Below are 14,498 nucleotides of genomic sequence, written 5' to 3'. Positions count from 1 at the left end.
CGATGCGGCTCGACATCGAGGACGTGACGGTCGAGGCCGCCGGGACCCGGCTGGTCGAGGACGTCCGGATCGCCGTGGACAGCGGCGCGTTCGTCGGGCTCGTCGGCCCGAACGGCAGCGGCAAGTCGACGCTGCTGCGCTGCGTGTACCGTGCGCTGCGCCCGGCCGGGGGAGCCGTCCGCCTCGACGGGGACGACCTGCACGCCATGGCACCACGGGCCGCCGCCCGGGAACTGGCCGCTCTGCCGCAGGAGTCGTCCGCCGAGTTCGACTTCACCGTCGCCGAGGTGGTGGCGATGGGGCGGCTGCCGCACCGGAACCGCACGTCCGCCGAGGACCGTGCCGTCTGCGCGCGGGCCATGGCACGCACCGGTGTGGCCCACCTCGCAGGCCGTGGCTTCCTCGCCCTGTCCGGCGGTGAGAAGCAGCGCGTCCTCATCGCCCGCGCGCTCGCCCAGCGGCCCCGGGTCCTCGTCCTCGACGAGCCCACCAACCACCTCGACATAGCCCACCAGCTGGACGTGCTCGCCCTGGTCCGCGGCAGCGGCCTCACCGTGCTCGCCGCCCTGCACGACCTGAACCTGGCCGCCGCGCACTGCGATCTGCTGTACGTCATCGACGGCGGCCGGATCGTGGCCTCCGGGCCGCCGCACGACGTTCTCCGACCCGCCCTGCTGGCCGAGGTGTTCGGAGTGCGGGCCCATCCTGTGCGGCACCCGGAGACGGGCACCGTACAGCTCCTGTTCGACCTTCTTCCGCCCGCCACGTGAGGACTGGTATGCGCCACATGCGCCACTTGAGGACTCGTACGCGCCCCTTGCTCGCCGCCGCCCTGTGCCTCGCCGTCGTAGCCACCGCCACCGGTTGCGGTGCGCGTGTCGAGTCGTCGTCGTCCACGGACGCGAAGTCCGGCGCCGTCACCGTCACCAACTGCGGAAGGAAGGTGACGTACGACAAGGTCCCGGAGCGCGTGGTCACCAACGACATCGGCATCACCGAGCTGATGTTCGCCCTCGGCCTGGAGGACCGCATGGCCGGCTTCGCCATGCCCGACGACAAGGGCGACCTGACCGACGTGCCGTGGAAGCGCGGCTACGACAAGGTCCCGTGGCTCTCCAAGTCCAGGCTCACCAGGGAGAACGTGCTCGACGCCCGCGCCGACCTCGTCTTCGCCGGCTGGAACTACGGCTTCAGCGAGGACAGCGGCCTCACACCGGACGCCCTGAAGAAGCTCGGTATACCGACGTACGTCCTGACCGAGTCCTGCCGCAACGGCCGTACGAAGACCTCGCGCGGCATCATGCCGCCCCTCGACGCCCTGTACGCCGATCTCACCAACCTCGGCAAGCTCTTCGGCGTCGAGGAGCGGGCCGCCGCGCTGATCGCCGGCTTCAAGAAGAGGATCGCCGCCACCGAGGCGAAGGCGCCCGCCCACCGCCCCCGGGTCTTCCTCTACGACAGCGGCGAGGACCAGCCCTTCACATCGGGCCGCTACGCCGCTCCCGGCGAGATCATCAGCAAGGCCGGCGGGGTCAACGTCATGGACGACATCGAGGACTCCTGGACCGCCGTCGGCTGGGAGTCCGTCGTCGAGCGGGACCCCGAGACCATCGTCATCTGCGACTACGGGGACGTCGGCGCGGAGCGGAAGAGGGAGTTCCTGCTGTCGTACGCCCCCTTGCGGAACGTTTCCGCGGTCAAGCACCGGAGGATCTTCGTCCTGGACTACGCCGACCTGGTGGAGAGCCCTCGTAACCCGTCCGCCGTCGCCCGGCTCGGCGCGTACCTGCGGACGGTGGCCCGGTGACGATGCCGTCCCAGTGAACCGTGCGGTCGCACCAGCGTCGCAGGAGTGTGTGGCCGTGGCCCACGGCGAGCAGCCCGGCGCCGGTGGCGGCGCGGTAGTAGAAGCCCGTCCTGGAACCTGTCGACCATGCCCCACCTCCTTTTGGCACCGGGTCTCGCATCGTGCCACATCAAGCCTCCCACCTGCGGGTGGACCGCACACCCGGCCACCGGCTCAGCCGGCTGCGGGGAGTTCGGCCCGGGAACGGCAGTCCCGGCAACGGTCGTGTTCCGCCGAACGGAAACCCCGCTCGCAGCCGTCGCAGTTCCGCATGGACACGGCCGCCGGAGGTACGAGGGGTTCAGTGCTGTCGGCCGGCTCGGGCAGCGGTGTCTCCCGCAGGCGGAAGGCGAGGATGCCGGCCGGGCGGGCCCGGAAGCGGTCGGGCAGTCGCGTGGTGAGCAGTTCGGTGATCTCGCGCGCTCCGATTCCGGCCGCCAGCCACTCGGAGACGGCGGGTGCCAGCCGGGCGGCCTCGCGCGCGGACAGGACGAGGCGGGGGTCGACGCGGCGCAGTGTGGACAGTACGGCGACGGCCTGCGGGTCGGCGTCGGCGAGCGGTGCCGGTTCCTCGGCCTGTTGCCGGGTGTCCGGGGCGGGGAGGGGAGTGGGAGCGGGCGCCGCAGGTAACGGGGCGTCGCCGCCGGTGGGCCGCCTGCGCGGCCGGGGCGGCTTCGGCGGCTCGGGCGGTACGTCCGCCCCGTCCGCCCCGTCCGGGTCACCCGACCCGACCGGGCCACCGGTTCCGTCGCCGTCGCCGTCGCCGTCGCCGCCGGGGACGTCGTAGAAGCACGTACGGGTACGGATCCGCCCGGAGGACAGGCGCTCGCGGCGGCGCTCCAGGTACCCGGCCTCCTCCAGCTCCCTGAGCGCTCGCGAGATCAGGATCTCCCCCTCGCTGAAGTGCTCGCACAGGGCGGCGATGGTCACGGGAGCGCCGTCGGGCAGGGAGAGGATGTACGCCGCGACACCGACCGTGACCGCGCTGCCGCGTCGTTGCGCGAGGGCGTTGGAGATCACGGTGAAGTCGGCGGTGAGCCGGGTGCGGACGTGGATCACGCCGGACGTCGGAGCTCCGGCGGAGGCGCGCAGGCGCGCGTTAGACTGCGGATCAGCCATTGGGAAGGGTCTGCTTCCTGTGTGGTCAGGCCCTCGATCGGGATGCCAGTCCCGGCCGGGGGCCGATGTCTGTGTGCGGTAGTCGCGGCGAACGTAACCGCTCGAATCCCACGCCTGCAAGCTGGTCACTCGGACGAGTGACGAGGGCTGGGCAGCAGGGGAGGGTGGGTGGGCGGGTAGTTCTTTCCCCAGGTTCTTTGAGGAGGTCAGCGGCGCGCCGGGCCCTCGCGGACAGGGGGCCGGTGGGCCCGGGGCGCGGACGGCGACCGGAGCCCGGCCGTCTCAGGGACGGCGGTGTCCGGCCTTCAACTCGCGTATGAAGGCGGCCCAGGCGGCGGCTTCGAAGCAGAGTGCCGCGCCGTGCGGGACCTTGCTGTCACGGACGGGGACGACGGCCTGGAGCCCGTCGGCGACCTCCACGCAGTCGCCCCCCGCCTGATTGCTGTAGCTGCTCTTATGCCAGTCGGCGCCCCGGAATCCGTCGGCGACTTCCACGCAGTTGCCGCCCGCCTGATTGCTGTAGCTGCTCCTGCGCCAGACGGCGCCGTTCAGTTCGGGACGGGAGATTCGCGCCACGGTAGTTGCCCTCCATGGTCGATCGGATCATGTCGAGCGACATGAGCGGGGGCACCGCTGCCGCCCTCAGCCGATCGTAAATCACCTTGTAGCGGTTGACATGGGCCGGTTCCTCGATGAGTTGGCCGTAGTCCGAGCCTTCCGTGTAGGCCACTTCCGAGCCGTCCGGCAGGGTCAGGATCGTCAGCGAGCCACCCATCGCCTCGTGTCCGCCTTGGTCGAACGGCAGTACCTGCACGGTGATGTGACGTTCCGCTGCCACACCGAGCAGTCGCGCCAACTGCTGCCGCATCACACCATGGTTGCCGATGGGGCGCCTCAGTACCGCCTCGTCCAGGATCACGCACAGCTCCGGGCGATCGGCCGAGCTCAAGCGTCCCTGCCGACCCATCCGGGCAGTGACTCGCTCGGCCAACTGCTCTTCGCCGTCGAGCAGCACGTCCAGGCTGAGCACCGCCCGCGCGTACGGCTCGGTCTGCAACAGACCCGGCACCACATGCGCCGCGTACTCACGGATGGCCACCGCCCGTTCCGAGTACGCCATGAACTTCCGCGACCAGTCCGGGAACGCCTCCCGGTACACGTACGGCCACAGCTCCACCAGCAGGTCGTCCGCGCCGAGCGCCGCGTCCAGCGCCCGTGCCAGCGCCAGTGTCGGCTTCGCCCCGGACGCCCGTTCGATCTGGGTGATCCGGGTGCTCACCACGTGCGTTCTGTCGCCGAGTTCGGCCTGGGTCAGTCCGGCCGTCGTACGGAGTCTGCGGACCCGCGCACCGAACAGTGCGGCCATCGACGCGCTGGGATCAATTGCGTGGGCCAAAGCGTCACTTCCGTTCCTTACGGGGTGAAAAGTAAGGCTGTGTCACCTGTTGATCGTAGGGCGGTCGGCCGATTCTTGAGTGCGGAACGTAATGGATCGCGCACATCGTGCGACACCCTCCTCTGCTCAACGAAACAAGGACGGAACAAGCCGTGCTGACAGAAACGACCGTCCCGGCGGACGAACCGGGGCGTGGCGCCGAGCCCGTGCCGGCCGAGGCGGGCGCCCCCGCTGACGTACAGGGCGAATGGCCACCCCTTGCCGTGCAATTGGCCTCATCTCCGCAGGGAGCGCGACTGGCCCGGCGGCTCGCCGTACGGCGCATGGACGAGTGGGGGTATCCGCCGGCGTCGGACGCGTCGTGCGCGGTCGCGCTCGTCGTCGCGGAACTCGCCGCGAACGCCGTGCGGCACGCCCGTGTGCCCGGACGTGACGTGGGCCTCCGGCTCGCTCTCGACACGGCGGCGGGTCTGGTCCGCGTAGAGGTCGCGGACGCGGCCTCCGCGAAACGGCTCCCCGCGACCGCGCCTTCGTCGGCTCCCGAGGGCGAGTCGGGCCGGGGGCTGCTCCTGGTGGACGTCCTGGCCGTGCGCTGGGGCTCGGCGCCACGTCATCCGCTGGGCAAAACGGTATGGGCGGAGATCTCCGTACACTCACCCTCACCCTCACCAACCACCGCCGGGACAGAGTGAATCGTGGTCACCCCGGTGAAGCCGGGGCGGCCAGCCGGGCGAAGGCAGGGCGAAGGCCGTGCGGAGCCGGCTCTGCCCGGGATGCGGTGGAAACGAGCCAGGGGCCCGACCCGCGATGGACACGCGATGCGGATCAGGCCCCTGACCTGGTGCTTCGCGGCAACCTGAGCAAATGCGGCCGCTCGCTGGTTTCCTTGGTCGGCGGTGGTTGCCGTTACGCCGGGTTGATGCGGGAGACGCCGCCACCGATGTCGAGCACGTACAGTTCGCCGTCACCGTCCTGCGCGAACGAGACGACCTGGCCGGCGTTGACTCCGAGGTCGCTCTCGCCGGTCACCTTGCCGTTCTCCATCCGCAGAGCGCGGACGGTGCCGTCGCAGTAGTCGCTGAACACGTACTGCCCCTGGAGATCCGGGATCGCCTCGCCGTGGTAGACGTATCCGCCGGTCACCGAGCAGCCCAGCCCGTTACGGTCGTACTCGTGGACCGGCGGCACGTGGTTCGCGGGCTCGGTGCCGCCCCGGTAGGGGTGGTTGCCCTCCATCGAGGACCAGCCGTAGTTCTCGCCGCCCTTGCTGTTCGCCGGGGCCCAGTCGATCTCCTCCCAGGCGTTCTGGCCGACGTCGCCGATCAGCAGGTCGCCCGTGCCCGCGTCGAAGGAGAACCGCCACGGATTGCGCAGCCCGTATGCCCAGATCTCGTCCTTCGCGTTCGGGTCGTCCACGAACGGGTTGTCCGATGGGATCGCGTACGGCTCGCCCCCGCTCGGGTCGATCCGCAGCAGCTTGCCGAGCAGCGTGTCGAGGTTCTGCCCGTTGCCGTGCGGGTCACCGCCCGAGCCGCCGTCGCCGAACGCGATGTAGAGGTAGCCGTCGGGGCCGAACTGGATGTCGCCGCCGTTGTGATTGGCGTACGGCTGCGTCTGAGTGAGGACGGTGCGACGGGTGTCCGGCTGGATCCTGCCGTCCCGCACGGCGAATTCGTCGACGGTGCTGGTGCCCTCACGGTCGGTGAACGAGATGTAGAAGTGTGCGAACTCCTTGTCGAACGCGACGCCCAGCAGGCCGCGTTCGCCGTCGGTGGTGGTCTCGCTGGAGATGTCCAGGACGGGCTCACCGAGCCCCTGATCGTCCAGTACTCGTACGGTGCCCGCGCGTTCGGCGATCCACACTGTGTCACCGGGGCCGGCGGTGCCGGCGACCGGATTCCGGGCGGTGGCCACTTCCTCGAGCGTGACCTCCGCCGCCCGAGCCTGACGCGGAGCGCTGGGCTCGTCGGCGTACGCCGTGGCTAAGGTGAGGGAGGCGACCATGCAGATGGTGCCGATGATCGCCGAGCTTTTCGTGCGAACTTTCACCGTGACCCTCCTAGAGGCAGCGAATGGGGGGAACCCGGCTGCTTGGGCAGAGTTGTGTGGGCGTCGCCCGCGCCAGCACGCAACCTGGGTGGGGGGAATGTGTGCCACTGGCCATGGATGAGGATAGAGGGACAGGACGTTTTGGCGTAGACCCCCGGGCCCCGCACGCAGGCTTCCAGCCCGGTCCTCCCGCGTGGCGGCTTTCAGCACGGGGCCCTGTGACAGAACGAGAACGTCGCGGTGGACCGCCTGTAACTCGGTGCGAGATACAAATACTTCCGACCGCACGCACCACGCCAGTCCTGGGGGACACCATGAAGTACACCCGCCTCACCGCTCTCGCCGCCATCGGTGTCGCCGCCACCCTCTCGCTCACCGCCTGTGGCAGCGACGGCTCCGGGAAGGACTCGTCCTCCAAGCGCTCCTCGTCCTCGTCTTCTTCGTCCTCGGGCGCCGGTGACTCGGAGGCCGGCAACATGAAGACGGACTCCGGTGAGAACACCGAGGCCCACGCCGGCACCGGCGCCGCGAACGGTGCGACGAAGACCGGTAGCAAGGTCACGTTCTGCAAGACGGAGGACCTGGCCATCGACGCCAGGGACGCCGCGCCCGACGAGACCACCGGCAGGATCGACATCACCATGATCAACCGGGGTTCGACCACGTGCTCGGCGACGGGCTTCGCGGGCGTCGACATCAAGGACGCCGACAACACCTCGAACCCCATCGAGCGCGGCCAGGCCCAGCCGCGCGTCACCACTCTGAAGCCCGGTGACGCCGCTGTCTTCAACCTCGCCTACGACATCGACAACACGGGCGAGAGCCTCTCGTCCCCCACCAACATCCTGGTGACGCCCCCGAACGAGACCCACACCGTGAGCCTGGAGTGGCCCACGGGCGCGGGGGACATCAAGGGCGCCTACACCGACGTCCAGGTCTACCCCACGCACACGACCGAGTAAGGGCGGTGCGCGGTGCGCTCGATGGCAGAACACCTCCCGAGGGAGCCACAGGGGAGCCGCTCCTGAAGTCGGCTCCCCAGTCGCTCCCAAAACGGGCCCGCAACGCACATCAGGCCCGGTACTGATCTCTCAGCACCGGGCCTGACCTGGTCTTACGGCTGTCGGGGTGGCGGGATTTGAACCCACGACCTCTTCGTCCCGAATGAGCTTCGGGCGTGATCGACACCAGCCTGTCTTCCGTTTGCGCAGGTCAGACCATTGGTGTCGATTGGTGTGGCGCGGTCTCGGAGGGGCTCTGGGAGAAGATCTTCTCCCAGATTCTCCCAGTTGGTCGAGTAGCGGGCTGCGATCGCTTCTGCTCGTCGCATTGCGCGCGGGAATTTGCATGGGCGTGGTGTCCAGTCCGGCAGTCACTTTGAGTACGGTGGCGCCGGCCAGGTCGTTCCTTTTGCGGCAGCGTCAAGGAGTACTCGCGCTCCATGCCGGACATCGCGGCGAGCACCGTGAACACGATCCCGGAGGGGTCGTGCGAGCCTTTGAGCTCCCCGGTGAGGAACTCCAGGCCGACGCCGCTCGCCTTCAACTCCTCGGCGAGCATGGCGAGTTCGATGCCGCGGCCGAGTCGTTTGTGTTTGTGGACGACGAGGGTGACGGCGAGGCCGGAGGAGCGAATCTCCCGGGCGAGCTTCACGGCGGCCTACCAGCTCGGGGCGCCGGGTGGCACGGGTGGAGATCTTCTCCGAGAAGACGCGTGTCACCCCGGCCTCGGCGAGGGAGTCGAGCTGTGCGTCGAGAGACTGCCGGGCGGTCGAGGCGCGGGCGTATCCGAGGCGGACGTGACCGACCGGCTCGGCGCCGGCGCTCACCGGCCGGGGAAGCTCGGTCCAGACCGACCCCGGCTTGCGTACGGCGGGGGTCGGCACGCTCAGGGCCTTGGCGAGTTGGGGTACCAGGCAAAAGCGGGCGGTGTGGTACTGGATCGCCACCTTGCCCTTGCCGGTCCGGCACGGGGACCCCGCGGGGCGGCGCAGGCGGACATCGGGCAGTCGTGCGATTCCACGCGCTTGAAGTTGTCACTCACAAGCCCGAACCGTTTCATGAGGGTGTTTCAGACGTTCAGTCGTTTGCAACGACTCATGAAACATGATCACCGCAGGCGGACGACCGCGCGGGCGGGTGTTTCACAAGCGACCCGTCTATGGAACACCCGGCCGCCGCACGGTCCTGCTCTCTGCCGAGCCGGTGAATCCGGGATGAGCGGGCTGCCGCTCACCCCGGAACGTTCCGAGGCTCATGGCCTGACATCACACATGATCAAGTTCAGTAGCGTCGCCCGGAGCGGGAGCTCGTCCCGCTCCCGCTCCGGGCGACGCTCAGCCCACTCCCGCGAGTTCGAGCGCGCGGTTCAGACGGGATCCGGACCGGTCCCGGGCGCGGTCCGCTCCTGCGGTACGGATCTCCCGCAGTTCGGAGCCGCTCCGGAGAAGGTCCAGGGCACGCTCACGGACGGGCTCCAGTTCCTTGACGACCACGTCGGCCACGGACTCCTTGAGGTCGCGGTACGTCGTAATGCCACTGGCGACGTCAGCAGGGCTCGTGTCGGTGCACGCAGCCATGATCTCGAGGAGGTTGGCGACGCCGGGCTGCTCCTGCGGGTCGTAGGTGACCTTGCTCAACCCGTCCGTCACGGCACGCCGGAACTTGCGGCGGACGACGTCCGGATCATCCAGGACGTAAACGATACTATCCGGTTCCAAGGACGACTTCGACATCTTCTTGGCGGGATTCGCCAGGTCTCGGACCCGGGCACCAGCCGTGGGCAGGACCGCCTCGGGGACCACGAAAACCTCGCCGTATGTCGAGTTGAACCGACGAGCCAGGGTGCGAGCGAGTTCCACGTGCTGGTTCTGGTCGTTGCCGACCGGGACTTCGGTCGTACCGTGCAGCAGGATGTCCGCTGCCATGAGCACCGGATAGGTGAGCAGACCCAGGCGTACTGAGCTGTTGCCGTCGGACTTCTCCTTGAACTGCACCATGCGCCTGGCCTCTCCGAAGGTGCAGGTGCACTCCAGCAGCCAGGACAGCGCCATGTGTTCCTGGATGAGGTCAGACTGCACGAACATGCTTTCTGCCGGGACTCCGGACGCGATGAGGATCGCGAGCTGGTGCTCGGTCAGCTTGCGCAGGCGGTCCGGCTCATGGGGAACCGTCATGGCATGCAGATTGCTGACGAAGTAGAGGTCCCCCTGGCCCGGTTCCCTGGCCCAACGCCGAATGGCTCCGAGGTAGTTACCCAGGTGCGCTTCGCCTGAGGGGGTGATTCCCGACAGCCTGATCATCACTTGCTCCCTTGCGAGGTCTTCGCCAGGGCCCGTGGAGTGGTCGACCGCCATGGCCAGCCACCGCGCGGGGCGTCTGGCCTGTAGGAGGAGGAAACAGGAGTCAGACCCGCTGGAAAGCGGGCCACCACGATTGACTTCTGCTCCACATGGCATCAGAGGCTAGCAGCAAGAGATCATGAGAGTGGTGCTTACAGGCCAGCAGTTCGCGATTGCGCCATTCGGCTTAATTTCATGTCTGTCTCGGACCGCTTGGCGGAACGAGATGGGGCGTGACCGCCAAGAGCCGATGGCCGATTCCTGGCACCGCGAGGGCTCTTGATCGAAAAATGCAGAGGCTTCCGTTCATCCGGCGCATCGCGGCAGGGCAGCGGTTTGATGAAGCGAACCGCATGAGTTTCCCAACTCGGGCACGATCTCGCGAGCCGGGCCGGACCGGGGTCGCGGCTGAACCGGCCGAAACATCGGACACCATCGCCCGGCGCCGTGCCAAACCGTTGGCGTGAACCCCGAGTATCTCGTGGCCGAAATGGCCCGGTGACCGATTGAACGGCACACCTTCCGGCCAAGACGCAACCTGAAGCGATCTTCATGGCACGGCCGTCTTGACGGTTGAGAAAAGATTCGATTACCGTCACCCTGGTTACTGTTCGCGCTGCTTTGCTTTTACTCTGATCTGAGCTTGAGTCATTCACACTCAATCCGATAGGAGAAGCACTTGAGCGGGACCGATTTCGCGCAATCCGAGATGGCATCCCTATTCACAGGAGCCATCGCCTCTCACGCTGCCGTACTTGCCGATGAACTTGGTTTGTTTGATGCGCTGAAAAAAGGAAGACTGCGGAATCGTGACCTTGATCGTTCCCCGTGGCTGCATAACCGAATACGAATATCGGGCGCGCTTGAGGCATTGTGCCGGGTGGGAGCAGTGCAGCGCTGCACCGACGGCTATGAACTCACCGACATCGGCACGGAGCTCGTAGGACAGGTTCCTGTCTTCCGTCTCTGGCTGGGCGGTTACGCGTCTGTCCTGGCCAGCCAGATTTCCAGCGGCGCCGATCCTGCGACCGGTGTGCACGGTGGAATCGTGGCCGAGGCATCCGCTGCGATCGGGGCCCGCTATCTCGACGACACCATCGGCAACGTGCTGGAGTCGCTGCGCCCCGAGGGCCGCATCTGCGACATCGGCTGCGGCACTGGCGCCAGACTCCTGCGTGTCTGCCGCCGGGTGAACCAGCCCGGAATCGGATACGACCTGTCCGCCAAAGCAGTTGAGGCGGCGCGGGACACCGTCGACGAGGCACGTCGGATCGGTGTCGACATTGAGGTCAGGCAAGGGGATGCGACCGCCCTCACTCAGGACCACCCCGACGTTGACATCGTCACTCAGGCATTCATGACGCATCACATCGCCCCCGATGAGTACTGCGCCGCTGTGCTGCGTTCCTATCGATCGCGTTTTCCTCGGGCCCGCTATCTCGTCATCTTCGACACGGTGCCGTCACAGGACAGTGAAGAACCAGAAATGTTCGCCCCGGGATTCGACTACATACATGCTCTCCAGAACATGGAACCGCGGAGCAGGGGTGCTGCTCGGAGAATGTTTACCGAAGCCGGATATATCTGCCGGGAGGAGGTTGAGCTGGCTGTTCCCAACAGCTACGCATGGGTTCTTGATATGCGTGACCGTGAGGGGGCGGCTTCATGAAGCTGGAAGACAAGAGGATTCTCATCATCGGCGCCGGCGAAGTGGGAAATGCTGTTGCCGAGGATCTGGTGAACAGATCCGATCCGGCCGAGATCATTATTCATACGTCGCGTCAGCGGACAATGGACATGAGAATCAGCCACCTGAAGGAGATGGCTGGCCCCCGAACGCTGCTGACCGGGTCGTGGGGAGACATTTTCGCGCCGTACGAGCTCACCCGCAGGTCTCGCTCGGAGATCAATGACCGGAACGTAAGACTGGCGCTGGCGGAATTCTTTCTGCAGCCGTCCGGAGCGGCTCAGTTGCGGCGGACAACCATCTACGAGCTGATCAGTCGCCATCGCCCGCACATCATCATCGACGCCGTCAACTCCGCCTCCGTATGCACCTACACCGAGGACCCGCACCAGACATACGGGGAACTGCTCGATCTCGCCCGGGGAACGGGCTGCTCCCGGAGTGCCGAAGCGCCGGCGGAACTGCCCGCGGTGACGCCCGACATCGCTGATGTGGCGACCGATGCGCTGTTGTCCCTGTCCACCCCAATTCTTCACCGCTACGTCGACTCGCTGCGCCGGGCCATGGCGGACTTTCAGGTGGAACGATTCATCAAGGTGTCGACGACCGGGCTGGGCGGCATGGGCTACAACTGTCCGTACACGCACGGCTCTGTCACCGAGTCCGGACTGTCCGGCGCTCTGGTGGGGAAGATCGGCTCCGCCGGTGTGCTCCACCAGCTGCTGTGGAACCTGCATCACACTGCGGGGTGCGATGTCCGCCTGGTGATCCCCGCCGCGCTCATCGGCTGGGAGTCCGTGCGCCACGGCGCGTACACCTCACGCGGGCGGCCGGTGGCAGTCCAGGACTGCGCCCGTCCCCTGCCGCTGCACTTGGACCGGCCGCTGGGCGAACACGCAGCGGCGTCATCGGTGACGGAGCCCGCCGCCGAGGACGAGCCGTCGGCGGAGATGGTCCATGTGCCGGCCGGTGACAATTCCACCTACAGCCGGGCGGAGATGAGCCTGAGCACGGCGCTTGGCCAGTTCGAAAGCGTGACACGTGAAGAAGTCGCCGCGGTGGTGCTGGACACACTCCTCGGCTCCACCCGCTTCGATCTCTTCACCGCCATGGACACCGCGTCATTGCAGCCCTCCTATCTGGCAGCCCAGATGCGCACCTCCACGCTCACGGCCATGAGGCAACTGGAGAAGGCGTACGACCGACCGAGCATCGTCAGCGGGAACCTCGGGCCCACGATCTCCAAGGACCTGCTGGAACTGCATGTCCTGTGCACGGCGGCCGGCTCCTTGGAGCAGGTGCGCACCATGAGCACCCCTGTCCTCGCCTCAAGCGCCTCGGCTCTCGTCCGCGAGGACGTGTATCTGCGGCAGCAGGCACTCTCCATCGGCCTGGCCGTGCTACTGCCCGACGATCAGTGGCTGGCCGGACCACACCTTTCGGTGCCGAGCCGGATTGACCCCGAGGCCAAGGTCACCCGCGCCGACATCGACGACTGGTCACGCCAGGGATGGGTGGACCTGCGACCGGCCAGGGTTCTGCACTGGCAGGAGAACCTCCGGCGGATCGAACAGGACGCATCTGCCGGGAAGACCGCGTTCGCGCTCGACGACACGGCGTACGACGTCGGAGAAGTACTCGCCTACCACTACAAGCTCACCGGACAGGCCCGTCGCATCAAGGGTCTGTGAAGGGTGCGAGACAGGAGCACAAAGTGAAGGACTTCGGCCAGGAACAGATTCGCAAGCTGATGGACGAGGCGCCGGAGCTGCGGCGGGAGCTGCGGCGCAACCAGTATCTGGACCGCTCCGAGCTGCAGCAGTTACAGGACACTGCCTTCGTGAAGATGGTCCGGCACGCCTATGTCAACGTCCCCTTCTACCGAAAGAAGTACGACGATGCCGGGGTCGACATCGAGTCGATCCGCGGGGCGTCGGATGCCTTCCGGCTGCCCATTCTGGAGAAGGAAGACCTGATCGAGGCGTTTCCGCACCGGTCGATCGCGGATGGCTATCGTCTCGACGACCTCACGACAGCGGTGACCGGCGGCTCCAGCGGGACGACGGTGCGTGTGGCGTACTCCGACGAGACCATGCGCAAGCGCGTCATGACGGCATACCGCATCTACGACATGATGATGGACGGCTATCACTCGCACCACGTCCAGACCTACGTCTACACGGGGAAGTACCCGCTGGAGGGGCTGCTCGACGGCAGCTACCCCCTGGTCCACATATGGACGCTGGATCCGGTGGAGGACGCCCGGCGGAAGCTGCTGGAAAGCAAGCCGCACATGCTCACTCTCTACCCCTCCCGTCTGGAGGACATCCGTAGGGGACTCACCCCGCAGGACGTGGCCGAGCTCCGCGAGAACCTCGTCGTCATCAACGTCAAGTCCGAGATGTCCACTCAGGCGCAGCGCGACGCGTGGGCGGAGTTCTTCGGCGTTCCCGTGCTGGACGAGTACGGCTCGGAGGAGATGGCGGGGACCGTCGCGGCCCAGTGCCCGGACAAGGGCTATCACATCTGGGAGGACATCGCGGTCGTAGAGGTGGTGGACGAGGAGGGGCAGCCGCTGCCGGACGGAGACACGGGAGAGCTGGTGGCCACCTGTCTCTACAACTGGGCGATGCCGATGATCCGCTACCGCCAGGGCGACATCGCGGCACTCCACCCGGCGGACCACGCCTGTTCGTGCGGGCGTACCCTCCGGCAGCTGAAGTCCTTCGAGGGACGACGCAATTCGTCGTTCACCCTTCCGAGCGGACGGTTCCTCTCCTCCGGCTATCTGCTCGACGTCGGCTACACCCGGCTCATGGCGTACGCGGATGCGCTGGACTCCTGGAGCCTGGTGCAGCGGGATCCGGATCTTGTGGTCTTCGAGTGCATTCCAGGCCCGGCCATGAACGACACGGTCCGGGAGGCCATTCAGCGTGAGGTCAGCGAACTGCTCTTCCGCGAGACCAAGGTCCAGGTCGAGTTCGTGGATGCGCTGCGCACCACCAACCGGGGCAAGCGCAATCAGATCATCAGCCTGGTCCCGTAATCCCGCCCCATCGAG

Annotated in this window: 13 protein-coding genes and 2 pseudogenes; 7 read left to right on the top strand and 8 right to left on the bottom strand. The window is 67.2% G+C overall.

What is annotated here, in order from left to right:
* The first annotated feature begins 2 nt into the window (after positions 1-2).
* Both IG02_RS0122870 and IG02_RS0122865 read left to right on the top strand, forming a co-directional pair.
* Positions 3-770, top strand: coding sequence for an ABC transporter ATP-binding protein (locus IG02_RS0122870; RefSeq protein ID WP_030751225.1), 768 nt, complete (start codon positions 3-5; stop codon positions 768-770).
* 17 nt (positions 771-787) lie between these two features.
* Entirely contained in the window at positions 788-1,807 is a 1,020-nt protein-coding gene (locus IG02_RS0122865) for an ABC transporter substrate-binding protein (protein WP_030751222.1), read from the top strand.
* Here the strand turns inward: IG02_RS0122865 and IG02_RS43050 are convergent.
* The 4 genes and pseudogenes from IG02_RS43050 to IG02_RS0122850 all read right to left on the bottom strand — a co-directional run.
* Positions 1,803-1,904, bottom strand: a pseudogene (locus IG02_RS43050) (ABC transporter ATP-binding protein); the annotation flags it as partial. The gene IG02_RS0122865 and the pseudogene IG02_RS43050 overlap by 5 nt on opposite strands.
* Before the next feature lie 116 nt (positions 1,905-2,020).
* Complete coding sequence (locus tag IG02_RS0122860; RefSeq protein ID WP_030751220.1) at positions 2,021-2,965, bottom strand: hypothetical protein; 945 nt, start codon at positions 2,963-2,965, stop codon at positions 2,021-2,023.
* A 282-nt stretch (positions 2,966-3,247) separates the two neighbouring features.
* A complete protein-coding gene (locus tag IG02_RS36815; protein ID WP_078854760.1) occupies positions 3,248-3,517 on the bottom strand; it encodes a DUF397 domain-containing protein in 270 nt (89 codons plus the stop codon).
* On the bottom strand, positions 3,420-4,331 hold the full coding sequence (locus tag IG02_RS0122850; RefSeq protein WP_030751218.1) for a helix-turn-helix domain-containing protein: 912 nt from the start codon (positions 4,329-4,331) through the stop codon (positions 3,420-3,422). Before IG02_RS0122850 ends, IG02_RS36815 begins: the two co-directional genes overlap by 98 nt.
* A gap of 293 nt (positions 4,332-4,624) precedes the next feature.
* Between IG02_RS0122850 and IG02_RS0122845 the strand changes: the two genes are divergently transcribed.
* Complete coding sequence (locus IG02_RS0122845; RefSeq protein WP_420707787.1) at positions 4,625-5,053, top strand: ATP-binding protein; 429 nt, start codon at positions 4,625-4,627, stop codon at positions 5,051-5,053.
* A gap of 214 nt (positions 5,054-5,267) precedes the next feature.
* Here the strand turns inward: IG02_RS0122845 and IG02_RS0122840 are convergent, their stop codons facing one another.
* Positions 5,268-6,410 (bottom strand): PQQ-dependent sugar dehydrogenase, encoded by a 1,143-nt coding sequence (locus IG02_RS0122840; RefSeq protein WP_030751213.1) that lies wholly within the window; start codon positions 6,408-6,410, stop codon positions 5,268-5,270.
* 314 nt (positions 6,411-6,724) lie between these two features.
* Between IG02_RS0122840 and IG02_RS0122835 the strand changes: the two genes are divergently transcribed.
* Complete coding sequence (locus IG02_RS0122835; protein ID WP_030751210.1) at positions 6,725-7,372, top strand: DUF4232 domain-containing protein; 648 nt, start codon at positions 6,725-6,727, stop codon at positions 7,370-7,372.
* Between the two features lie 250 nt (positions 7,373-7,622).
* On the opposite strand, the gene IG02_RS43045 is transcribed toward IG02_RS0122835, so the two are convergent.
* The 3 genes and pseudogenes from IG02_RS43045 to trpS form a co-directional block, all read right to left on the bottom strand.
* Positions 7,623-8,063, bottom strand: coding sequence for a recombinase family protein (locus tag IG02_RS43045; RefSeq protein ID WP_267958526.1), 441 nt, complete (start codon positions 8,061-8,063; stop codon positions 7,623-7,625).
* Positions 8,064-8,130: 67 nt separating this feature from the next.
* Positions 8,131-8,358, bottom strand: a pseudogene (locus IG02_RS43970) (recombinase family protein); the annotation flags it as partial.
* Positions 8,359-8,745: 387 nt separating this feature from the next.
* Entirely contained in the window at positions 8,746-9,711 is a 966-nt protein-coding gene (gene trpS / locus IG02_RS0122825; protein WP_030751208.1) for a tryptophan--tRNA ligase, read from the bottom strand.
* Between the two features lie 718 nt (positions 9,712-10,429).
* Between trpS and IG02_RS0122820 the strand changes: the two genes are divergently transcribed.
* Genes IG02_RS0122820 through IG02_RS0122810 form a run of 3 tightly spaced genes read left to right on the top strand, consistent with a single transcriptional unit; the run spans position 10,430 to position 14,483 of the window.
* On the top strand, positions 10,430-11,419 hold the full coding sequence (locus IG02_RS0122820) for a class I SAM-dependent methyltransferase (RefSeq protein WP_078854727.1): 990 nt from the start codon (positions 10,430-10,432) through the stop codon (positions 11,417-11,419).
* The gene (locus tag IG02_RS41715; protein WP_158712371.1) at positions 11,416-13,128 is read left to right on the top strand and encodes a hypothetical protein; all 1,713 of its coding nucleotides are present in this window, start codon (positions 11,416-11,418) and stop codon (positions 13,126-13,128) included. The genes IG02_RS0122820 and IG02_RS41715 overlap by 4 nt, the downstream gene beginning before the upstream one ends.
* Before the next feature lie 23 nt (positions 13,129-13,151).
* The gene (locus tag IG02_RS0122810; RefSeq protein ID WP_030751200.1) at positions 13,152-14,483 is read left to right on the top strand and encodes a phenylacetate--CoA ligase family protein; all 1,332 of its coding nucleotides are present in this window, start codon (positions 13,152-13,154) and stop codon (positions 14,481-14,483) included.
* Positions 14,484-14,498 lie beyond the last annotated feature (15 nt).

The organism is Streptomyces sp. NRRL F-5135, assembly GCF_000719775.1.
GTDB lineage: Bacteria > Actinomycetota > Actinomycetes > Streptomycetales > Streptomycetaceae > Streptomyces > Streptomyces hebeiensis.
Note: the sequence above shows the minus strand (reverse complement) of the source record. Positions and strands in the feature narration are given on the sequence as shown.